This is a genomic window from Muricauda brasiliensis (genome assembly GCF_003057865.1).
Taxonomy (GTDB): domain Bacteria; phylum Bacteroidota; class Bacteroidia; order Flavobacteriales; family Flavobacteriaceae; genus Flagellimonas; species Flagellimonas chongwuensis.
On sequence record NZ_QBTW01000012.1, the window covers coordinates 88,061 to 109,761 of the forward strand.

Genomic DNA, 21,701 nt, shown 5'->3' on the forward strand with positions numbered 1-21,701 from the left:
GTTTCCCGACACAAAAAGCAGTTCATTCTAAACGTCACTTTCCATCTTTGAGAAAATTTAAAACATGGAAACATCAATCAGGCGTTACGATTTGGACTGGCTTCGAGTAATCGTATTTGCAATGCTCATATTTTATCACGTAGGAATGTTTTTTGTTCCTTGGGGCTGGCACGTTAAGAACAACATTATTTACGATTGGCTACGTTGGCCCATGCTATTTCTGAACCAATGGCGCCTCCCTATTCTTTTTGTAATCTCCGGTATGGGCACCTATTACGCATTGGGAAAAAGAACCATGGGAAAATTCATGTGGGAGCGTTTCCTTCGTTTAGGTATTCCTTTGGTAGCAGGTATGGTTTTGATCGTGCCGCCACAAGTATATTTTGAACGTTTATCAGAGGGGCAGTTTACGGGTTCATATTGGCACTATTTTACTACCGTTGCTTTTGATGGCGTTTATCCGGAAGGCAATCTCAGCTGGCACCACCTTTGGTTTTTGCCCTACCTTCTAGCGTTTTCGTGGATTTTGGCCCCATTGTTTGTCTATTTGAGAAGGCGCCAGACCACTTTTATTGAATGGGTCAAACGTTTGATTCAAAAAACCTGGGGAATCTATGCCTTTGTGATTCCGCTCTACTTTGTAGAATCACTGGTGGAACCCTTTTTCCCGGTCACTCATGCTTTAGTGGATGACTGGTTCAATTTTATATTCAGTATCATCCTATTCTTTTATGGGTTCATTTTGATAGCAACAGGAGATGTTTTTTGGCAAGCACTGACAAAAGTAAAATCCAAGGCTATAATTCTGGGAATAATAGGATTTGCTTCCCAAGCTTTTATATGGCTGTTTTTGGAAGATGGCTACGTTGTCCATTTTACCGAAGCATTTTTAAAAGTAGTAAATATCTGGTCATGGATATTGGTATTGTTTGCCTACGCCTCAGAATACCTCAACAAGCCAAGCAAGGGATTGGCCTACTCCAATAGAGCAGTTTACCCATTTTATATTTTGCACCAGACCGTCACCGTTGCCATCGCCTATTATTTGATGGATTTGAGTTGGGGCCTTTTCCCAAAAGCACTCGTTCTGGTCGTGGGCACATTTGGAATCAGTTGGTTGATCTATGATTTGATTATTTTACGGATTCCGATACTGCATCCGCTCTTTGGACTTAAAAAGAAAAGGCCCGCCAAAATTTAGCGGGCCATTCACTTTTAGTTTAAAAATAGTAGGATAGACCAATCAAAATATTGGATGAATCCAGATTTAGATCAAAACCATTACTAGTTGTTTCTGAACCAGAATTTTCAGATTTAATGGAGGAGTATCTCAGAATTCCAAAGGAAGATTCCAACGCCAATTTTTGAGAAACAAAGAAAGATATCCCTGGTCTGAAAGCCACATAAAACTGATCGCTTTCCATGCTCATCCTGCTGGTCACGTCAGAAATGGTTTCAGACCAAGCACCCACATATCCTGCTTCGCCTTGGGTGTAGAACAATAGACTTTTTCCTAAATTAAAATACTTTCTAACATAGGGAGCAAAGAGAATAGCTTCGGTTTTACTTTCGGATTGGTTAAAATTTGGTTGTTGATTCAAGTCATTATCAACTTTCGTGCGGCTATACCCGGTTCTTAGACCAACCATCCAATTTTCAGAAAAGGCATATCCTGCTCTTGGGAACAGTCCTAACGAAAACCTATCGGTATCCACTGATGAGGCTTGGGTCTGAGATTCTGAATTGGATACATTGAAATTCGCTTCCAATCCCAAATTCCATGTTCCTTTTGAAATTGTTCGTCGGTCGTCATCCGAATTTTGTGCTTGAAGGGTTGCAAAGCCAAACAACAGGGCAAAAAATAATACTTGTTTCATTTTGGGTTGAATTTTTAAGGTTAAAGCAGAAAAATAATCAAGCATTGTTCCATTTTTTCACAAAAAAAATGATTTGGCAAGACTTTAACGAGAGATTGCTTTTTAACGATTTAACGTCAATTTATAACGCTGATGGCAAGGTATTTGCTAAATTTATAAATGAATTTAGACCCGTCTTGCCATGAAAGAGAAAATTTATATCGTTTTGGGAGCAGTTCTGTTTAGCCTACCCATGTTTGCCCAGGGCGATTTGCCCACCACGCGACCATTGAAGATCGGGGATAACAATAAGCTCGATGTAAAGGCAAGCAACCAAGGTACTTTGCTTCGAATGCCTTCTGTACTCGATGAAAGCCTTTCCTCCAAAAACGAAAAGGCCGGTGTTAAAATGTTGCCCGACAGAGAACTTCTTCAAGCAGGTCACGATATGGTCATAGACCCCAAGGTTATTGAAAAAAGGGAAAAGGGAGCCAATGAACATTTTGGTGACCAATATCTGGGTGATTTCAAAACCACGGCAAAATTTGTCGGTATCGTTGCTAGGGACCATGAATATGTGGACGGGGACCGTATCAAAATTTATGTGAATGGTGAAGTAGTAGAATATAATTTACTGCTTTCAGGTTCTTACAGAGGAATCAACCTAGATCTTGTAGAAGGTTTCAACCGAATTGAATTCGAAGCCCTCAACCAAGGTTCTTCAGGACCAAATACCGCCCAAGTCGTAGTTACGGACGATAAAGGTATAGTTATACACAATAACCGCTGGAATCTTTCCACAGGCTCCAAGGCCAGCCTAATTATTGTAAAGGAAGAGGATAGCGGAATTACAAAGAACAATTAAATTTTTGCTCAATATTTCTCGCCCGGGGAGTACGTTGCTTCAGCCCGTTTTAGCACATCCTCCTTGTAATATGCCGCATCCTTGAATTCCATGTCGGCATATCTTTGTGCCTGATCATTAAAATATGGTGATTTTGGATTTCCACTCTGCCCACCTGCCAACATTGTCTTTGCTTTTACTTTATCTCCAAATTCCACAGCAGCCACAAAACTGTTGCCCCGTGTTCCGTAAATCTTTTTAGTATTGTTGTTATATCTAGCACCGTATGCGGCCAAAGCTCCCCATGTTCCGCTGGCAAAACCAATGGGAATACTGGGTTTGTCATCATCAAAAGGTTGACGAATGTCGCCATTTAATCTTTGATAACGGTTCACCTCGCCCCAAGGCATTTTCCAAGTGCCAAAATCATTTTCCAATTTGGACAATGTTTCTTGAAAAAATTCCAGTTTTTGAGCATCCGGCCAATCACTGCCCCAATATTCGACCCACTGCATGGAATACATTCCTTCAGGACGTTCTGCTTTGGAATAGCAAAGTGTACCATAGTAATGCGCCAAGGTCATAGCAACGGATTGTTTTGAGGTGTTAAAATCCCATTCTCTCAGAATTTCAATAGGTTCTTGAAGCTCTGGGTATGCTTTTGCATTTTCATTATAGGCTTTCACCAAACCTGGAATCAATGCTTCAAAAGCTGGCAAGTAAGGGTCATGCGCCAGTTCGATAAGTCCATCCAAGGTATATCCGCTTCTGCCGGTCAAAAGTTTTATAGCATGGATGCCCCTAAAGTTCTCCTGATCTCTCGACATATAATTGGGGTAATCTTCACGCTTTGGACTGAACTCCAACGCTGAAGTATACGGTGTAGAATTACAGTTTTGTATCCAACCGTTTTCAGGGTTCAGCACCAAAATATTTTCATCTACGGTATGTAATCCTTGCCAATCTGTTTTGGGGTTGCTGCCATCCACAGGTTGGTTATAATCGAATATAGTATCCCGCTTTGGCACAAAATTTCCGTGAAAATAGGCAATATTCCCTTCTGCATCGGCATACACTGTATTGTTCGATGAGTTGGTACGAATATCCATCATTTTTCGAAAACCGTCATAACCATCTTGCTTGGTTCGAGTATAGGATTGTTCCAAAGCCTTTACTGGTTCCCACATCATGGCGGAAGCCGTCCATTGGTCATCAACCTGATGGGTAATCGGTCCGTGATGGGTATGGTACATTGGGAATGTCCTCTCCTTCATACTTCCCCCATCTTTATATTTTAAGGTAACCGAACTGGAATCCACAGGTCGCAGTTCCTCCCCATACTGATAAAACAATTTTCCATCATTTTTTACGATGGTTTCCTTAAACTCGTCCATCACATCGGTATAGGTGGAGGTATGCATCCAACCCGTTTTCTCATTGAAGCCTTGGTACACAAAAAACTGACCCCAAGTCACGGCGCCATAGGCATTCAGACCTTCTTCGCTCACCACGTGTACTTCACCTCTGAAGTAAAATGAAGTATGGGGGTTGATCAATAACATCGCATTTCCAGATTCGGTCAAGTCTCCAGAAATGGCAATTCCATTGGAACCTTGTGGCTCTGCCATTTCCTCCTTTTTTTTGATTTGAAGCGCTTCCATTGTTGGCAATTCCATTCCACTTTCATAAAAACTTTTGATTTTTCTAGTAGATATACGCTCAATATCTCCCCCAATGGAACCTTCACTAAAATACATGGGCATCCAAGGTTCAAAACGGGTCAGTAATTTAGGCTTCACCTCGCGGTGGGTATGTAGATAATAATTGATTCCATCCGCAAAGGCATCACAAAGTTCTTTCAGCCACGCAGGACTATCTTCATAATGGGCCTTTGCTTCTTCCTCTGTCATAAAAAGCTTGGCACGAAGGTCACTGTACAGGGCATCCACCCCTTCTACTTCAGCCATGCGGCCCGTAGCCCAAATGTAGTTTTGTTCCACTCTGTTAAAATCATCCTCACACTGGGCATATAGCAAACCAAAAACGGCATCGGCATCTGTTTTCCCATAAATATGGGGAACCCCAAAATTGTCTCGTATGATTGTAATGTTTTCAGCTTGTGCTTCCCATTGTTCCACCTCCGTTTTGGGCTTTTCAGAACATGAAACAACTAAAAAAAGTGCTGCAAGGACAATAATTCTCATCTCGGGATTGGTTTAGTTAGTTTGTGTGAAAATACGTGAAATCGGCAACAATTACCAACTTCCACTTGCTCCTCCACCTCCAGAACTACCACCTCCACCAGAAAAGCTGCTGGACGAACTGCTCCCAGAACTGGAACCAAAAGAATGGGTACCCGAAGAAGAGAAGGTTTTTTTCATATAAGTCTTATCGGATTTAAAAAATGAAAGCTTAAGATTCTTGTCTCCTTTTCTCCTGATTTTTAGGATGGCCAGGAGTATCGTAACCGCTATAAATACAAGAATCACCAATAATACCCAAGTAAAGTCTTTTACAAATCCATTCAATACATCATCTAAACCGAGCAGCATGGCCATAAAAAACAAGGGCATACCCATAAAAACCAATCCAAAAATCAAGGGAAACATCATAAAAACTGCCATGAAAATTCCCCTAAAGACCGCTAATTTTCCAATGAAAATACCTCGTATTATTTCAATAAGCGTGGAATAGCCCTTATAAAAAACGAATCCTCCTGCAGCCACAAACATGAGCAAAAACAAGCCTATGATTATATATAGCCACCAAGGCATCTCGGCTTCGGCCTCGATTTCTGCTTTGAATTCTTCCAAGGCTTCAGGGTCGTTCAAAAATTCTATGATCTGGTCGGTAGCAAGATCTATCCCTTCAAAGTAATCTTCATCCTTGAACCTTGGAATCATGGTATTTCGGATAATGCGCGAAGCAACGGCATCGGTTATATAGGATTCCAATCCATAGCCCACCTCAATTCGAACCTCTCTATCGAGTTTGGAAAACAAAATCAAAATGCCATTGTCCTTCCCTTCCTGTCCTAATTTATTTTTATTGAAAACTTCTAACGCATACGTTTCAATGGTTTCGCCCTGCAAGTTATCAATGGTCAAAACTACTAACTGATTGGTGGTTTCCGATTCAAATTGATATAACTTGGTGCGTAGCCCATCAAGCTGTGACTGGGTAAAAATCTGCGCGTCATCAACAACAATTTCGGACAACTTAGCATACTCTTCCTGTGCAGCACACAATGAGAACATCAAAAACAAAATACCGAACCAGTTCGCTTTTAACATGACTATTTTAGTATTGTAGCTCTTAAATATAGTGTTTGTTATCTTTCTGGACTTAAAACTAAACGATTCGGCATCCTTTTTAATTTGCCGTAACTTGCAGACTCTTTCTACTAAATTGATATGCCCGATAAAAAAGTTAGCATCCTCACAGCATTCAAGACCATTATTTGGCCAAAGCGTAAACTCGTATTTCTTGGTCTATTTTTGATTGCAATCAGCAAAGCGGCAAGTTTTGTTGCTCCGATTGCTTCGAGATATTTGATTGATGATGTCATTGTAAAAAAGGATGTCGACATGCTTAAATATCTTGTTGCCGGTGTGATGTTGGCAATTTTGGTGCAGTCGGTCACCTCTTTTTTATTGACCAAAATATTAAGTGTTCAAGCGCAATACCTTATCTCTGAACTTAGGGCACAGGTGCAGAAAAAGGTGCTGGCCCTCCCTGTTAGATTTTTTGACAATGCCAAGTCTGGCGCATTGGTATCCCGAATAATGTCGGATGTTGAAGGTGTTAGAAACCTTATTGGTACCGGTTTGGTTCAATTGGTCGGCGGCATTATTACAGCAGTTGTTTCTTTGATTTTGTTGATGAGAATCAGTGTTTTTATGACGCTCTTCACGTTTATACCTTTGACTATTTTTGCCGTAATCGCCCTAAAAGCTTTTAAAATTATCCGTCCCATATTTAGAAACCGTGGTAAAATCAATGCCGAAGTAAAGGGCCGTCTTACGGAAACTTTGGGCGGTATAAGGGTCATTAAAGGATTTAATGCAGAAAAACAAGAGGAAGAAGTTTTTGAAGTAGGTGTAGAACGATTGTATCAAAACGTAAAAAAGAGCTTAACGACCACTGCATTTATGACCAGTTCCTCCACTTTTTTGTTGGGTGTAGCGACCACCAGCGTTATGGGTTTTGGTGGGTACAAAATAATACAGGACACCCTTACCGTAGGTCAATTTGTTGAGTTCACGGTACTGCTTGGCCTTATGATTGCTCCAATCGTACAAATGAGCAGTGTTGGCAGCCAATTGACCGAGGCATTGGCAGGACTGGACCGAACAGAGGAGTTAATGAATTTGGAAGAGGAATCCGATGATGAAAACCGCACTGTTGAGTTAAATGGAATTGTGGGACGAATGTCGTTTTCAGATGTCCGTTTCTCCTATGAAGAAAACAAAGAGGTATTGCACGATATCAGTTTTAATGTGGAGCCCGGTCAGGTAATAGCTTTAGTAGGAAGCTCGGGCTCTGGAAAATCCACGATTGCCGGTCTGGCTGCAAGTTTTTTGAACCCAGATTCCGGTACCATTAACATTGATGGACACGACCTTTCCAAAGTGAATTTGAACAGTTTTAGGCAACATTTGGGCGTGGTTCTCCAAGATGACTTTTTGTTCGAAGGCACTATACGGGAAAACATCCTTTTCCCAAGACCCGATGCCGGGGAGGACAAACTATTGGATGCGGTAAAAGCGGCCTATGTAAATGAATTTACAGACCGTTTCGATAAAGGCCTGGATACCTTGATAGGGGAGCGAGGGGTTAAACTATCGGGCGGTCAGCGACAGCGTATTGCCATTGCCCGGGCCATTTTGGCCGACCCAAAAATTTTAGTGTTGGACGAGGCAACGTCCAGTTTGGATACGGAATCGGAAGCATTGATTCAGAAAAGCTTGGGTGAACTTACCAAAGGCAGAACAACATTTGTTATTGCCCACCGACTGAGCACCATTCGCAAAGCGGACCAAATTCTAGTGATTGAAAACGGCAACATCTTGGAACAGGGAACCCATGAAGAATTAATCGCTTCCGAAGGAAGATATTTCAATCTGTTTACCTATCAAGCCAGGATTTAAGCTTCTTCCGGAGCCAATTCCACCTCTAGACCGTCCAAATCCTCAGTGATATGGAGCTGACAGCCCAAACGGCTATTGTCCTTCACATTAAACGCCTCCGACAGCATTGCTTCTTCGTCATCGGACATTTCAGGAAGTTCATGGTCGGATTGCACATAGCATTGACAAGAAGCACACATGGCCATTCCACCACAAATACCTATAGTTCCCTCCGGAGCAAGTTCATAGGAACGTACTACTTCCATCAAGTTCATGTTCATATCTGTTGGTGCATCCACTTCGTGCGAAACACCTTCGCGGTCTATAATTTTTATTTTAATATCGCTCATACCTATTTGAAGCTTGATCAAGCTTCCTAACGATTAATTGGTTGTTTTATTCTTAGTCGATTGCCTTAACAACAGCTTTCGGCGCTTCTTTTTTACTTCCGTCAAATCCTGTTACTCCACCTACTGTGGTATACTTCATCACATATTTTTTATCTGGATTGATTCTTTGATAGGCGCTCTGGCACATCAAAGTGGCTTCATGGAACCCACAAAGTATCAATTTTAGTTTTCCCGGATAGGTGTTTACGTCCCCAATGGCATAAATGCCCGGAATATTGGTCTGATAATCGTACGCATTGTCCACCTTGATTGCATTTTTTTCAATCTCTAGACCCCAATCTCCAATAGGTCCCAATTTAGGCGACAATCCAAACAAGGGAATAAAATTATCGACATCGATATCCCTCTCTTCTGAAGTGCTTGTATCCTTAACGGTCACTTTTTCCAAGTGGTATTCACCTTTCAGGGCAACCACTTCTGCAGGGGTTATCAAATTGATTTTACCCTCATTTTTGAGTTGTTGTACCTTCTCAACCGAATCCAATGCCCCCCTGAACTCATTTCTTCTGTGTACCAAGGTTACTTCTTTGGCAACATCGGCCAAAAAGATGGACCAGTCCAAAGCGGAATCCCCACCTCCTGCGATCAGCACTTTTTTGTCTCGATACACTTCAGGTTCTTTGATCATATAGGCAACACCATTATCCTCAAACTTTTCCAAGTTTTGCAACAGTGGCTTTCTTGGCTCAAAGCTTCCAAGACCTCCTGCTATGGCCACAACGGGCGCATGGTGCTTGGTGCCTTTGTTCGTGGTAACGATAAAGGTCCCATCATCCAGTTTTTCAATGGTATCTGCACGTTCGCCCAAGGTAAAACCAGGCTGGAACGGTTTAATCTGTTCCATAAGGTTATCCACTAAATCACCTGCAAGCACTTCTGGGTATCCAGGGATATCATAAATGGGTTTTTTCGGATATATTTCGGAGCACTGACCACCCGCTTGCGGCAATGCATCGATTAAATGACATTTGAGCTGTAACAGGCCTGCTTCAAAAACAGCAAAGAGACCCGTAGGTCCCGCTCCAATTATCAGAATATCTGTTTTGATCATAAAATAGAGGTTTTGGCGCGCAACTTAGTGCATGCCCCAAAAAGGAATAATGATTTTAATCAGTTAGGAGATATTAATAACCTCTTCAATCTGCGGAGCGTACTTTTTTATGGTCATCTCCACACCGCTTTTTAAGGTCATCTGGTTTACGCTACATCCGATACAGTTTCCTTCCAAACGGACTTTAACTGTGTTATCCTCAATGGATATCAATGTAATATCGCCTCCGTCGCTCTGCAAAAAAGGTCGTATCTCTTCCAACGCTTTTTCTACATTGCTTCTTGTTTCTTCTGATGTCATTGTTGTCATGCTCATTTCTTTTTAACAGCGGAACAACCGGCCATTGTTGTAATTTTTATTGCTTCGGTCGGAGGAAGGTCGGTATTTCTTCTCACCAACTCCTGCACCACATTTTTAGTAAGGTCCTCAAAAGCTTCTTCGGTCGGGGTTGCCGTTTGCAAGGCTGCAGGTCTTCCTACATCTCCCGCTTCTCGAATGCTCTGTACCAAGGGAATCTCCCCCAAAAAGGGAACTCCCAAATCTTCTGCAAGATTTTTTGCGCCGTTCTCTCCAAAAATATGGTACTTATTATCAGGTAGCTCCGCAGGTGTAAAATACGCCATATTCTCCACGATTCCCAATACGGGAACACTTATCGCCTCTTGTTGAAACATCGCTACTCCCTTTCTGGCGTCCGCCAATGCAATTTCTTGCGGTGTACTTACTACTACGGCACCAGTTACCGGTAAGGATTGCATTATACTCAAATGGATGTCACCTGTTCCCGGTGGCAAATCCAGCAACAAAAAATCCAGTTCGCCCCAGTGCGCATCAAAAATCATTTGGTTCAATGCCTTTGCTGCCATCGGTCCTCGCCAAATAACCGCTTGGTTGGGCTCGGTAAAAAATCCGATGGAAAGTAGTTTTACACCATAGTTTTCGATGGGCTTCATTTTGGCCTTGCCCTCTACGTTGATGGACAGTGGTTTTTCCGAAGCCACATCAAACATAATGGGCATGGACGGACCATAGATATCCGTATCCAAAAGACCCACCTTAAAGCCCATTTTGGCCAAGGTTACCGCAATATTTGCCGTTACCGTAGATTTACCAACCCCTCCCTTACCGGAAGCAACGGCAATGATATTTTGAATACCGGGAATCGGATTTCCTTTGATTTGGTTGACCTTGGGCTGAGCTGGAGCATCGACCTTTAGGTTGACCTTTATTTTTGCTTTTTCGTATACTTCCCTGTGGATACACTTCAATATTTCCACCTCGGTCTTCTTCTTTGCCTGAAGACTTGGGTTTTTAATGGTCACGTCCACCTCGACCTCATCGCCAAAAACCTGTACATTGGTCACAGCGCCACTTTCCACCAAGTTTTGTCCTTCACCGGGTGCTGATATTTTCTCTAAAGCCTTGAGAATATCTGTTTTTTTCAACTTCATGAATCAAATATTTTAAACCAACTGTTTGAACTGGTTCTAAACTACAAAGATACGGTGTTGGCTTTAGATTAAGAAGTTGTGTTGAGGAATTTCAAAAAAATCAGAACTTGAATTATGAGGAATCGAATAAAGTATGTCTGATAGGCACAAAAGAGCTGGATTATTGTGTTCGTTTTTTTGAAAAAATGTAGCTTAGAAGCTGCTATTTGAAATAACCGACCAACATGCTACCAAAAATCAGAATCCCCCATTTTTTTCTATTGCTTATTTCGTTGATGTGGCTCTCATGTTCCACCAACAAAAATTCTTTCACAAAAAGAGATGTAAAAAAGTCGGAAAAACTGATTGGACTTCATTTTGCCAACAAAGATATTGATACCCTATATCCCTATTTAAAGCGAAACCGTAGTGGTTTTGATTCCCTGCGTAAATATCCAATAGGTAATGATGTTTTCCCTGCAATTCGCTTTGACCCAACTCCTTTTGGATTTACCATGCCCGAGCAACAAAATGGAACCGAGTGGAAGATTCCAGATAATGTTGAAGTACCCGAACCTTATGATTTGTTGGCTTTTTATACGATTCCCCAACTGGCATCGCTCATCAAAAACCAAAAAATTACGCCCACGGAACTCACGAAATTTTTCTTGGCACGACTCAAAAAATATCAGCCTACGTTACAATGCAGCATCTCCATCACTGATAGCTTGGCATTGGAGCAGGCCAAGCGAGCCGACGAAGAAATCAAAAATGGGAAATATCGGGGAATCCTACACGGTATACCCTATGGCACCAAAGATTTGATGGCGGTTCCAGGTTATCCCACCACTTGGGGGGCTGCGCCGTACAAAGACCAATTCATCAACGAAACGGCTACCGTTGTTAAAAAACTGGAGGAAGCGGGTGCGATTTTAGTGGCCAAATTGGTCTCCGGGGCATTGGCCCGAGGTGATGTATGGTTCGATGGAAAGACCAAAAACCCATGGGATACAACCCAAGGCGCCAGTGGTTCCTCTGCGGGGTCAGGTTCGGCAACGTCGGCAGGACTTGTGCCTTTTGCTTTGGGAACGGAAACATTGGGGTCGATTACTTCGCCAAGCACACGAAATGGCGTAACCGGCCTTAGGCCCACTTACGGGAGAGTAAGCAGACATGGAGTGATGAGCTTGAGCTGGTCCATGGACAAAGTGGGTCCATTGGGACGAAACGCGGAGGACTGTGCCATTGTTTTTGAAACCATTCAAGGGAAGGATAAAAATGACCTCACGACCATTGACCTTCCATTTGGCGTAGATTGGAAAAAGGACATCAAAGATTTAAGGGTGGCCTACTTAAAAAAAGATATTGAAAAAGATACAACAGAATCCGGCGATAATCTTAGAAAGGCACTTGCTTCACTTAAAAAGATGGGTATCGAACCCACTGAGGTCGAAATGCCGGATGAGGTACCCTATCGTGGGTTTGATATTATTTTGAGGGCCGAAGCAGGAGCATTTTTCGATGAATTGGTGCGTTCGGGCGGAGTCGACATCATGGTAGAGCAAGATCAGCGGTCCAGGGCCAACTCGTTAAGGCAAAGTAGGTTCATTCCTGCAGTTGAGTATATTCAGGCCAATAGACAACGTCAGGTACTCATTCAAAAAATGCAGGATTTGATGAAGAATTATGATGTGTTGATCTCGCCTTCTTTTGGGAACGACCAACTCACTGCCACCAACCTTACAGGTCACCCGGTCATTGCAGTTCCTACGGGTCTGGATGACAAGAATCACCCAACAAGCATGACATTTGTGGGCAATTTATATGATGAGGCAAGTATTTTGTTGCTGGCAAAAGCTTTTCAGGACCACACCTCTTTTGATGAATTGCATCCTCCAGGATATTGATTCAAAGTTCTTGGGCAGGATCCCAAAAATATTTTTGAAAGTCAACAATTTGATTCTCCTTTACTGGAATTCCTTCGTTCTCTAGGAGTTGTTGCATAATATTCGACCCATCAAAATGGTGCTTACCGGTTAACACACCCACCCGGTTTACTACGCGATGTGCCGGAACATCTTTGGCCAAGGAATTGTTCATGGCCCATCCTACCATTCTAGCGCTGCGGGCAGCCCCTAAATATTTGGCAATGGCACCATATGAGGTAACCCTGCCATAAGGAATCTCTTTGGCCACTTCGTAGACTTTATCAAAAAAGTTTTTCTCTTCCATGTTAGCGGTACATTATTCGAATCAGGGTAATGATCAAGAGTAAAAGCATCAAAGCACTCAGTATATAATTTGAATTTTTGGAAAAGCGATTGGTCTTTGTCTCCATTTTATCAAAATAAAAAGTGTAGAGGTATAAAACAGAAAATGTCCCTACTCCGGCAGCCACAACAAAGGTGGTGATGTCCTTGGCCTCGAATTTAATCCACCCAGCCTCGTTCCACATGGCATTTAATCCACTATAGTATGGAATGGTCAATAAATTGAGAGCTGCCAACAAAACCCCTTTAAAAAAACTGTTCTTTTTGCTCAGATTGACGTCTTTGATGGCCTGCGACTGAGTTTTGTTGCGCTTGGCCATAATAAAAAAATAGACGGCAAAAAAGGCAAAAACAGCGACCGCAATCTTAAATAGAACATCAATCACCTCTGGATTACGGTACAAAAATTTAGAGATATAAACCGCAATATAGGCCTGTACCATAATGGTGCCGGAAACACCCAAACTAAAAATGATCCCATTCAATTTTCCCTTTTCAACACTTACCTTGGCTGCGTTCATATTGAGCAAACCGGGAGGTACGGTGGCCATAAAGGCTGCCGAAAATGTGGCAAAAAAGAGTATGAGTACGTGGGTCATTGGTTAGTTGATCCTAAATTGGATATAGGTAATTGATTTTCCTTTTTCAAGATACTGATTTTCGTAGAAAGTCTGAATTTTAAGAACTTCAGATGGTGCTCCTTCGTTCTTGTAAACATCATGATTCGCATACACAATTTCGTGTCCCAAGCCTTGTAAAAGTCCTAAGGTGTAGCCGTGCATATACTCGCTATCGGTCTTTAGATTGATTAATCCCCCGGGAATAAGAATCTTTTTGTAGCGCTCCAGAAACTCAGGGTTTGTCATTCTATGTTTGGTTCTTTTGTATTTGATCTGTGGGTCCGGAAAGGTTATCCAGATTTCACTCACCTCCCCTTCTGCAAATAGATGATCCACCAATTCTATTTGTGAGCGCAAAAAGGCAACATTGTCCAAGTTTTCTTCCAAAGCGGTTTTTGCTCCTCTCCAAAATCTTGCACCCTTTATATCGATTCCGATATGGTTCTTTTCTGGGTTTATTTGGGCAAGCCCAACAGTATACTCACCCTTACCACAGCCCAGCTCCAATACGATCGGGTTGTTGTTTCCAAAAAAGGAAGCCCACTTGCCTTTGTACTCGAATCCGGCCATAACATCTTCCCGTGATGGTTGGACCACATTGGCAAATGTTTCGTTCTCCTTGAACCTTTTTAATTTATTCTTACTTCCCACTTTGGTGTTTTATTGAGCAAAAAATTAATGATTTGGCAAAACTAAGGAAATCTAAAAGCAATTTGTATTTTGTTTTTTTGTTGGTATGAATTCTTCCAAACGTATTCTGGTAGCTCCATTGAATTGGGGACTGGGACATGCTACTAGGTGCATACCCATTATCCAAGAATTATTGCGGCATGGCCATCAACCCCATATCGCATCGGACGGGGTGGCATTATCCTTACTTAAAAAGGAATTTCCAAATTTGCCCGCCTTTGAACTGCCTTCTTACAAGATTTCGTATGCCGAAAAGGGGAAGAACTTCAAAATAAAAATGATATGGGACTCACCAAAGGTGCTCAAGGCCATGGCAAAGGAGAAAAAGGCTGTGAAGCAATTGGTGAAAGAACATGGTTTGGGCGGAATTATCTCCGATAACCGATTGGGTGCCTACTATAAAAAAGTGCCCTGTGTATTTATTACGCATCAACTCAATGTACTTTCCGGTAACACGACTTGGATGAGTTCCAAAGCACATCAAAAAATCATTAAAAAATTTGATGCTTGCTGGGTACCCGATGTAAAGGACAAACCCAACTTGACCGGAAAATTGGGCCACTTAAAAAAATCCAAATTGAACATTGTGTATTTGGGTCCTTTAAGCCGGTTTGAAAAAAAACAACTTGCCATCACCAATGACTTGATGGTTTTACTGTCCGGTCCGGAACCACAACGAACAATGCTGGAAGAGAAACTACTGAGTGAATTACAACAATTTGAAGGCAATATTCTCTTTGTAAAAGGTAAAATAGAGGACGAACAGGTTGTGGAAGAGATTCAAACCCCAAGAGGAAAAATACGGCACTACAATTTTATGAAATCGGAAGAACTGGAAAATGCCATAAACCAGAGCGACAAGATTCTATGTAGATCGGGGTACACCACGGTTATGGATCTAGCTAAATTGGAAAAGAAGGCATTTTTTATCCCTACCCCAGGCCAATACGAGCAGGAATATTTGGCGAAACGAATGGAAAAGCAGGGACTTGTACCTTTTTCCAGTCAAGAGGATTTTACTGTGAAAGATTTATCCAGAATCGAAGAATTCTCAGGTTTGGCAAAGTTTGAATCGACAACCGACTATTCCTCCTTGTTTGAGGTTTTCTCTGCTACGGACACAGGAGCCTTGGCTTTTTCCAGTGTAAATGAGAATTCAGAACCTACGTCGACCTCGCTCTCCACATAAATTTTTTCTCCGTGGCCTTCCACTATGTGCTTCACAATGGAAAGTCCAAGACCGGACCCTCCCTCGGCCCTGCTGCCACTTTGGTCCACTCGATAAAATCGCTCGAACAATCTTGGAATATGCTGTTTGGGGATACCCCCTCCATTATCCGTTACCCGCACGATCACCTTATTTTTAATTAGGTTTTCCACACTTACCTCCGTGGTTCCTTTGGGCAACCCATATTTAATAGAGTTCACCAAAAGATTACTTATTACCTGCTGTATTTTTTCCTTGTCCCCGTTCACGTAGATAGGATTCAGGTATTCCATGTCAAAGGTCAGGGATATCTCCTTGCGGGCAGCCTTCATTTCCAATAGATCAAAGGTATTCTGTATAAGCTCGATAACATCAAAATCCTCTCTTTCCAATTTCAGTTCACCGGCTTCCAGTTTGGTGATAAGATCAAGATCCTTTACGATATATATAAGCCTTTCTACCCCTTTGTTGGCACGTTGTAGATATTTTTTTCGCAGCTTTTTATCCTTCATGGCGCCATCGAGTAAGGTCAAAATATAACCTTGAACCGTAAATAGTGGTGTTTTTAATTCATGAGAAACGTTGCCCAGAAAATCTTTTCGGTATTCTTCTCGGATTTTAAGGGTGTCTATCTCTATTTTCTTTCCCTCGGCAAATTTTTCAATTTCCTGTACCAAAGTGCGCATATCGGTGGTTACAGGTTTTGAGGAAAAGGAAGATGATTCCAGAAGGGAGACATCATCATAAATTCTTTTGATTCGCCTATAAATGAAGCGTTCTACACGGATTTGAATTATTGCAAAACAGATACCAAAACATATCAAGGCAAAAAGTAGGGTGTGCGACCAATCTATATGGTCAACATCCATATGAAATCCTATAAATACCAGAGTGATCAAAATGGTGATAACCAAAGAAGATCGAAGTGCAAATTTGTATGATTTCTTTAGTTTTATGGCCATTAGAGTACAAACTTATACCCCACACCCTTAACGGTTTTAAAGTGGTGGTCGCCGATTTTCTCACGTAATTTTCTAATATGGACATCTATGGTTCGGCCGCCAACAACCACTTCGTTGCCCCAGACTTTATCCAAGATCACTTCTCGCTTAAAGACTTTGTTTGGCTTGGATGTTAAAAGTGAAAGGAGTTCAAATTCTTTTCTTGGAAGGACCATTTCTTCACCATCGTTAATAATTTTGTATTCCTCCCTATTGATGACAATGTCCCCTACCTTAACGATATCCTCAACTTCCTTCTTGTCATCTTTCAATCGTCGCAGCAAAGCCTTGACCTTGCTTACCAATACTTTAGGTTTTATGGGCTTGGTGATATAATCGTCGGCCCCGGCATCAAAACCGGCCACTTGTGAATAATCTTCACCACGAGCCGTTAAGAAAGTGATTATAGTATGATCCAACCCCGGTGTGTTCCGGATCACTTCGCATGCCTCAATACCATCCATTTCCGGCATCATAACATCCATAATAATCAGATGGGGGCTTTTCTTCTTGGCCTTGGCAACTCCTTCCACTCCGTTTTTGGCAGTGAATACTTCGTACCCTTCCGCAGAGAGGTTATAACTTATAATTTCCAGAATATCAGGTTCATCGTCTACCAATAGAATCTTAATGTCCTTGTTTTTCATGGGATGGTATTTCTGTGTTAAACGCCCAAATGTAAAGATAATACACTTACGGGATAAACGCTTAACGTTGATTTAATCTAGTAACCTTATTGTAACAAAACTGAAATAAACACTTAACATACAACTAACACGGCTTTTACAACCTGTGGCGTTCTTTGCGCCAAATATATACCTGATAATGAAATATTTTTTACTGATTTTTGCCTTGTTGGCAACATCACTGAGCAGCGCCCAGCAATCCACGGGTAGCATTGTCGGTAAATTAACCGACCAAGAGTACAACAATGAGCCACTTGCTTTTGCCAATGTGGTAATTAAGGGGACCACTATTGGAACTACTTCCGATTTTGATGGCCTTTATGAAATTTCCGGGATTGCCCCGGGCACTTACATTTTAGTATATAGTTATTTAGGTTATGAAACCGTAGAAATCCCAAATGTAACAGTAGAAGCTGGAAAAGTTACTAGCGTAGACGTTCCAATGAGTGCTGGACAGGGAATGGCACTAGATGAAGTAGTAGTTACCACTGTAGCCAGGAAAGATTCTGAAACCGCCTTGCTATTGGACCAAAAACGTGCAATTGAGATAAAAGAAAGTATTGGTGCCGTAGAATTGGGAAATTTAGGAATCTCCGATGTAAAATCTGCCGCTACTAAAATCTCCGGCGTTACTGAAAGTGAAGCTTCTGGAGATGTATTTGTTCGTGGTCTTGGAGATAGATATTTGACCACTACCTTTAATGGTCTTCCTATTCCATCCGATGACATCGAGAAAAAGAACATAGACCTTGGCTTGTTCCCAACTAGGGTAATCCAAAACGTGAGTATTAGCAAAACCTATTCTGCTGCCACTTCTGCCGACCAAGCTTCCGGTAATATAAATATTGCCTCAAGGGAATTGTCCGGAACCAGTGAATTGGAAGTGGGTGTTTCCATTGGAGCCAACACCAATGCTATTGGCGATGGTTCGGACGGGCAAGGTTTTAAGGTAACAGCAAACTACGAAGATACCTCTCTCGGATTTTACGATACCGATATCGATATCAGAGATCAAATCACCAACCAATCATGGGACGCCAGTACCGTTGAAACGCCAGCCAATATGGGCGTCAACATTAGTGGTGGAAAATCCTTTTTTGACAACAAGTTCAAGGTGTTCGGTACATTGTCCAACTCCAAAAATCATAAATATTACAGCCCTGGCGAATTTTTGATTTATGATCAGGTCACCGTTACAGACTCCATTACAGATTTTCAACAATGGGAAACAGAGCATGTAAACAATGCCATGTTGGACCTTACCTACCAAGATGATAAAAACATAATAAAATCTGTTACACTTTTTGTAAATACCTTAGATGATGTAGTATCAGAAGGAGGTAGAAACGGTTTTGGTAACATTCAGGAAGAGACCATTGGAGATTTTTCTGATTTTTTAAGAGATCAGAACACCAAGCAGACCCGTTTGTTTGTTACCCAATTGATCGGTAACCACAAGTTTGGAGAAAAAAATGTATTGGACTGGGCCGTTAGTTATAACAAACTTAACGCCGATGAGCCGAACAGGATTCGTAACATCATCAACTTTACCTCAGACCCCGTAAATGCTTTTCTCTACGAAAACAGTGCCTTTGAATCAAGAAAACTTTCCCAGACAATTGATGATGAAGAGTACAACGGTCTCTTAAAAGATAGGCTGAAAATCATTGATGAAGAAAATAAAAAATTTTACATTGACCTTGGGGCGAACTATAGAAAAAAGACAAGAGATTTTGAATCTACTTTTTATGGAGTTTCCAACGTAGATGACAATAGACCAAGCTCCACTTCATTGGATGATCTTGATCAGATTTTTACAGATGCCAACTTCAATAACAATATTTTGGAAATTATCGCTTTCCAATCCAACGAAGCTGGAGAAGTAAAGGATGAATATACCGGTGAGTATGAATCCATTGCAGGGTTTGCTCTTTTTAATGTTGGATTTGGAAACTGGAACTTTAACGCCGGCCTTAGGGCGCAACAAGACGAAATCGTAGTAAACTATGATGTGGCCAATGCACCTGGTGGTGAAGTTGGTTCCGTTTCAAGGGATTATACCAACGTTTATCCTAGTTTGAACATAAAATATGCACTTAATGAAGAGCATGCCCTTCGTTTTGCTGCCAGCCGTAGTATTACACTTCCAGAGTTTAAGGAAATTGCTCCTTTTAGATACATTTCCCCCACAGGGCAACAAGTTTTTGGTACTGTTGGAGATAATGCATTGGAAGCTTCGTTCGCCAACAACTTTGACCTTAAATGGGAGTTCTTCCCAACCAGGGGCCAGCTGATTTCTGCTTCCTTGTTTTATAAAAGCATAGAAGACCCCATCAACAAAGTACGCGCACGTGGTTCCGATGGTGCCTTGTTCACCTTCAGAAACACAGGGGAAGAAGCCACTATCTATGGTATCGAGATAGAATCCAAAATAGATATCATCACTCCTGAAATGAACGATGAGGACGGCAACCCATTAGGACCAACACTAAGTTTGGTACTAAACGCCAGTAGAATGTGGCACGAGCAAGACCTTATCGAAAGAACCACAGAAGAAGGTGCAATTATAGAAACCTTTAGATACGGAACCAATAAAAATGCCCCCTTACAAGGTGCTTCCGATTGGATTATGAACAGCAGCTTAAACTTGGAAACCTCCAACAATTGGGTGGCCAACGTATCTGCAAGCTATGCTTCGGACAAGATTTTTGCTATGGGGTTTGCAAGAGCTCAAGAAGATTGGGATACCCGTTATAATGATGCCATTTTGGAAAAAGGATTCGTGGTGTTGAACTCAAAAATCAGTAAGCAGTTTGGACAAAACTTTCAAGTATCGTTATCCGGACAAAACTTGTTAAATCCAAAAATAGAACAGTCCATAAACTACTTGACTTCTGAAAGCAGAGCAGAATTGGAAGCATTTTCAGATGACAGGGAAGTACGTTTGGGCCCAGGAGCCCCACAAAGGGAGACTATTACCGATGTAGTTCGCTCTTATACTTTGGGCAGAACATTTAGCCTTGGACTTAAATATACCTTTTAACGCTAATCAATACAGTAGTCTAATAATTAATCTAAATCCATTTCATTTATGAAAACGAAAATTTTGAAAATTTCAATGTTATCACTGGCCACAATGGCACTGGTTTTTACCAGCTGTAGTGGTGACGATAATGGCGGGGACAATCCAACCACGCCTACCTGTGATGACAATATCCAAAATGGGGATGAAACAGGTGTAGACTGTGGTGGTTCTTGCGAGCCATGTGAAAATCCAGCTACAACGCTAACAGGTTCAATATCTGAGGATATGACCCTAGACCCAGCTGAGACCTATGTTCTACAAGGTTCTTTTAGTGTGGAGTCTGGAGCTACTTTGACCATCCCTGCTGGAACAACAATTACAGCCGAGGTTGAAGATGGTACCGAAACCAAAACTTACATCGTTGTACAAAAAGGAGGTATGATCGATGTTCAAGGTACCGAGGCCAACCCTGTTATCCTTACTTCTGCAAACGAAGAGCCAGGTGACTGGGGTGGTTTAATTCTTGCCGGTAACGCAACCACTACCGAAGGTGTGGATGCCGAAGCTGAAGTAGGCGGTATCATCTATGGAGGTACTGACGATGCCGACAACTCTGGTAGCATTGATTACTTGATCATTAACTACGCTGGTGCTCAAATCAGTACAGAATCTCAGTACAACGGTCTAACCCTTTACGCTGTTGGTTCAGGTACAACAATAAGTAACGTTGCCGTACTTAACGGTACCGATGATGGTGTTGAGTTCTTCGGTGGAACTGTTTCCGCATCCAACTTCTATTTAGAAAACAACGAAGATGATGCTATCGACTGGACTGAAGGATGGAACGGTACATTGACAAACGCTTATGTAGTTCACACTTCTGGATTCTCTACTGTTGTTGAAGCAGATGGAGAGAACAAAAACCCAAGTTTGGTTAATTTGACCGCTGTTTCTTCAGTTGGAGGTACAGCCCTTCAGTTTAAAAAAGAATCTGGAGCAACCATTACAGGACTTTCTTTGAACGGATACGATACATCTGTATTGATGAGCGACGCTGGTCCATTGGCCAACGTTCAAATTGAAGGAGCAGATGCCAATCCCAACCTATCTTACGTTGGTGATGCCACAGTTGACGTAGAAATGTTTGGATGGGTAAATTCTGCACTTGTGATCGAAGAAAGCAAATTGACAGGTTCTCTAACTTCTGATTTAACTTTAGATCCAGCTGTAGACTATTTTCTGGAAGGAAGCTTTAGCGTAGAATCCGGTGCTACTTTGACTATTCCTGCTGGAACAAGAATCGTTGCCGATGTTGAAGAAGGCACTGAAACCAAAACATACATCGTAGTACAAAAAGGTGGTATGATCGATATTCAAGGTACTGCTACCGACCCTGTTGTTATGACTTCTTCTAACGAAGAGCCAGGTGATTGGGGCGGATTGGTAATTGCTGGTGATGCAACTACTACCGAAGGTGTGGAT

General features: G+C 41.8%; 19 protein-coding genes. 7 read left to right on the plus strand and 12 right to left on the minus strand.

What is annotated here, in order from left to right; all coding sequences use genetic code 11:
• The first annotated feature begins 64 nt into the window (after positions 1 to 64).
• A complete protein-coding gene (locus tag DCK90_RS09780) occupies positions 65 to 1,201 on the plus strand; it encodes an acyltransferase family protein (protein WP_199912678.1) in 1,137 nt (378 codons plus the stop codon).
• Positions 1,202 to 1,220: 19 nt separating this feature from the next.
• On the opposite strand, the gene DCK90_RS09785 is transcribed toward DCK90_RS09780, so the two are convergent.
• Entirely contained in the window at positions 1,221 to 1,877 is a 657-nt protein-coding gene (locus tag DCK90_RS09785; RefSeq protein WP_159075804.1) for an outer membrane beta-barrel protein, read from the minus strand.
• 181 nt (positions 1,878 to 2,058) lie between these two features.
• On the opposite strand from DCK90_RS09785, the gene DCK90_RS09790 reads away from it, so the two are divergent.
• Positions 2,059 to 2,721, plus strand: a complete 663-nt coding sequence (locus DCK90_RS09790) for a hypothetical protein (protein WP_108246025.1) — start codon at positions 2,059 to 2,061, stop codon at positions 2,719 to 2,721.
• A gap of 8 nt (positions 2,722 to 2,729) precedes the next feature.
• Here the strand turns inward: DCK90_RS09790 and DCK90_RS09795 are convergent, their stop codons facing one another.
• Both DCK90_RS09795 and DCK90_RS09800 read right to left on the minus strand, forming a co-directional pair.
• The gene (locus tag DCK90_RS09795; RefSeq protein WP_108246026.1) at positions 2,730 to 4,904 is read right to left on the minus strand and encodes an acylase; all 2,175 of its coding nucleotides are present in this window, start codon (positions 4,902 to 4,904) and stop codon (positions 2,730 to 2,732) included.
• A gap of 51 nt (positions 4,905 to 4,955) precedes the next feature.
• Positions 4,956 to 5,993 carry a TPM domain-containing protein gene (locus DCK90_RS09800; protein ID WP_108246027.1) on the minus strand — a complete coding sequence of 346 codons (1,038 nt, stop codon included), beginning with the start codon at positions 5,991 to 5,993 and terminating at the stop codon, positions 4,956 to 4,958.
• A 120-nt stretch (positions 5,994 to 6,113) separates the two neighbouring features.
• Here DCK90_RS09800 and DCK90_RS09805 point away from each other — a divergent pair, with 120 nt between their 5' ends.
• Positions 6,114 to 7,850, plus strand: coding sequence for an ABC transporter ATP-binding protein (locus DCK90_RS09805; RefSeq protein WP_108246028.1), 1,737 nt, complete (start codon positions 6,114 to 6,116; stop codon positions 7,848 to 7,850).
• Here the strand turns inward: DCK90_RS09805 and DCK90_RS09810 are convergent.
• From DCK90_RS09810 to DCK90_RS09825, 4 genes are all read right to left on the minus strand, one after another.
• Positions 7,847 to 8,179 (minus strand): 2Fe-2S iron-sulfur cluster-binding family protein, encoded by a 333-nt coding sequence (locus DCK90_RS09810; RefSeq protein ID WP_108246029.1) that lies wholly within the window; start codon positions 8,177 to 8,179, stop codon positions 7,847 to 7,849. The genes DCK90_RS09805 and DCK90_RS09810 overlap by 4 nt on opposite strands.
• A gap of 52 nt (positions 8,180 to 8,231) precedes the next feature.
• On the minus strand, positions 8,232 to 9,290 hold the full coding sequence (locus DCK90_RS09815; RefSeq protein WP_108246030.1) for an NAD(P)/FAD-dependent oxidoreductase: 1,059 nt from the start codon (positions 9,288 to 9,290) through the stop codon (positions 8,232 to 8,234).
• Positions 9,291 to 9,353: 63 nt separating this feature from the next.
• Positions 9,354 to 9,590 (minus strand): NifU family protein, encoded by a 237-nt coding sequence (locus tag DCK90_RS09820; RefSeq protein ID WP_108246045.1) that lies wholly within the window; start codon positions 9,588 to 9,590, stop codon positions 9,354 to 9,356.
• 11 nt (positions 9,591 to 9,601) lie between these two features.
• Positions 9,602 to 10,741, minus strand: coding sequence for an Mrp/NBP35 family ATP-binding protein (locus DCK90_RS09825; RefSeq protein WP_108246031.1), 1,140 nt, complete (start codon positions 10,739 to 10,741; stop codon positions 9,602 to 9,604).
• 224 nt (positions 10,742 to 10,965) lie between these two features.
• Here DCK90_RS09825 and DCK90_RS09830 point away from each other — a divergent pair, with 224 nt between their 5' ends.
• Positions 10,966 to 12,627 carry an amidase gene (locus DCK90_RS09830; RefSeq protein WP_108246032.1) on the plus strand — a complete coding sequence of 554 codons (1,662 nt, stop codon included), beginning with the start codon at positions 10,966 to 10,968 and terminating at the stop codon, positions 12,625 to 12,627.
• A gap of 1 nt (position 12,628) precedes the next feature.
• Here the strand turns inward: DCK90_RS09830 and DCK90_RS09835 are convergent, their stop codons facing one another.
• The 3 genes from DCK90_RS09835 to trmB are packed head-to-tail and all read right to left on the minus strand — an operon-like array spanning position 12,629 to position 14,261.
• Positions 12,629 to 12,952: an MGMT family protein gene (locus DCK90_RS09835; protein WP_108246033.1), complete on the minus strand. Its 324-nt coding sequence runs from the start codon at positions 12,950 to 12,952 to the stop codon at positions 12,629 to 12,631.
• A gap of 1 nt (position 12,953) precedes the next feature.
• A complete protein-coding gene (locus DCK90_RS09840) occupies positions 12,954 to 13,589 on the minus strand; it encodes a LysE family transporter (protein WP_108246034.1) in 636 nt (211 codons plus the stop codon).
• A 3-nt stretch (positions 13,590 to 13,592) separates the two neighbouring features.
• The gene (gene trmB, locus DCK90_RS09845; protein ID WP_108246035.1) at positions 13,593 to 14,261 is read right to left on the minus strand and encodes a tRNA (guanosine(46)-N7)-methyltransferase TrmB; all 669 of its coding nucleotides are present in this window, start codon (positions 14,259 to 14,261) and stop codon (positions 13,593 to 13,595) included.
• An 85-nt stretch (positions 14,262 to 14,346) separates the two neighbouring features.
• On the opposite strand from trmB, the gene DCK90_RS09850 reads away from it, so the two are divergent.
• Positions 14,347 to 15,489 (plus strand): glycosyltransferase, encoded by a 1,143-nt coding sequence (locus DCK90_RS09850; RefSeq protein WP_108246036.1) that lies wholly within the window; start codon positions 14,347 to 14,349, stop codon positions 15,487 to 15,489.
• Here the strand turns inward: DCK90_RS09850 and DCK90_RS09855 are convergent.
• A complete protein-coding gene (locus DCK90_RS09855; RefSeq protein WP_108246037.1) occupies positions 15,384 to 16,469 on the minus strand; it encodes a sensor histidine kinase in 1,086 nt (361 codons plus the stop codon). The genes DCK90_RS09850 and DCK90_RS09855 overlap by 106 nt on opposite strands.
• A complete protein-coding gene (locus DCK90_RS09860) occupies positions 16,469 to 17,155 on the minus strand; it encodes a response regulator transcription factor (protein WP_108246038.1) in 687 nt (228 codons plus the stop codon). The genes DCK90_RS09855 and DCK90_RS09860 overlap by 1 nt, the downstream gene beginning before the upstream one ends.
• Positions 17,156 to 17,333: 178 nt before the next feature.
• On the opposite strand from DCK90_RS09860, the gene DCK90_RS09865 reads away from it, so the two are divergent.
• Together DCK90_RS09865 and DCK90_RS09870 are read left to right on the plus strand one after the other, a co-directional pair.
• Positions 17,334 to 20,237, plus strand: coding sequence for a TonB-dependent receptor (locus DCK90_RS09865; RefSeq protein WP_199912679.1), 2,904 nt, complete (start codon positions 17,334 to 17,336; stop codon positions 20,235 to 20,237).
• A gap of 48 nt (positions 20,238 to 20,285) precedes the next feature.
• Positions 20,286 to 21,701 (plus strand): hypothetical protein (locus DCK90_RS09870; RefSeq protein WP_199912680.1); only part of this gene is annotated, 1,416 nt, incomplete at its 3' end.

Excerpts from the sequence above, each read along its gene's own strand:
- DCK90_RS09820 (WP_108246045.1), bottom strand. The coding sequence starts at position 9,590 with ATGACATCAGAAGAAACAAGAAGCAATGTAGAAAAAGCGTTGGAAGAG.
- DCK90_RS09850 (WP_108246036.1), top strand. The coding sequence starts at position 14,347 with ATGAATTCTTCCAAACGTATTCTGGTAGCTCCATTGAATTGGGGACTG.
- DCK90_RS09810 (WP_108246029.1), bottom strand. The coding sequence starts at position 8,179 with ATGAGCGATATTAAAATAAAAATTATAGACCGCGAAGGTGTTTCGCAC.
- DCK90_RS09860 (WP_108246038.1), bottom strand. The coding sequence starts at position 17,155 with ATGAAAAACAAGGACATTAAGATTCTATTGGTAGACGATGAACCTGAT.
- DCK90_RS09815 (WP_108246030.1), bottom strand. The coding sequence starts at position 9,290 with ATGATCAAAACAGATATTCTGATAATTGGAGCGGGACCTACGGGTCTC.
- DCK90_RS09835 (WP_108246033.1), bottom strand. The coding sequence starts at position 12,952 with ATGGAAGAGAAAAACTTTTTTGATAAAGTCTACGAAGTGGCCAAAGAG.
- DCK90_RS09825 (WP_108246031.1), bottom strand. The coding sequence starts at position 10,741 with ATGAAGTTGAAAAAAACAGATATTCTCAAGGCTTTAGAGAAAATATCA.
- DCK90_RS09855 (WP_108246037.1), bottom strand. The coding sequence starts at position 16,469 with ATGGCCATAAAACTAAAGAAATCATACAAATTTGCACTTCGATCTTCT.
- DCK90_RS09785 (WP_159075804.1), bottom strand. The coding sequence starts at position 1,877 with ATGAAACAAGTATTATTTTTTGCCCTGTTGTTTGGCTTTGCAACCCTT.
- DCK90_RS09800 (WP_108246027.1), bottom strand. The coding sequence starts at position 5,993 with ATGTTAAAAGCGAACTGGTTCGGTATTTTGTTTTTGATGTTCTCATTG.
- DCK90_RS09805 (WP_108246028.1), top strand. The coding sequence starts at position 6,114 with ATGCCCGATAAAAAAGTTAGCATCCTCACAGCATTCAAGACCATTATT.
- DCK90_RS09840 (WP_108246034.1), bottom strand. The coding sequence starts at position 13,589 with ATGACCCACGTACTCATACTCTTTTTTGCCACATTTTCGGCAGCCTTT.
- DCK90_RS09780 (WP_199912678.1), top strand. The coding sequence starts at position 65 with ATGGAAACATCAATCAGGCGTTACGATTTGGACTGGCTTCGAGTAATC.
- DCK90_RS09795 (WP_108246026.1), bottom strand. The coding sequence starts at position 4,904 with ATGAGAATTATTGTCCTTGCAGCACTTTTTTTAGTTGTTTCATGTTCT.
- DCK90_RS09790 (WP_108246025.1), top strand. The coding sequence starts at position 2,059 with ATGAAAGAGAAAATTTATATCGTTTTGGGAGCAGTTCTGTTTAGCCTA.
- DCK90_RS09830 (WP_108246032.1), top strand. The coding sequence starts at position 10,966 with ATGCTACCAAAAATCAGAATCCCCCATTTTTTTCTATTGCTTATTTCG.
- DCK90_RS09865 (WP_199912679.1), top strand. The coding sequence starts at position 17,334 with ATGAAATATTTTTTACTGATTTTTGCCTTGTTGGCAACATCACTGAGC.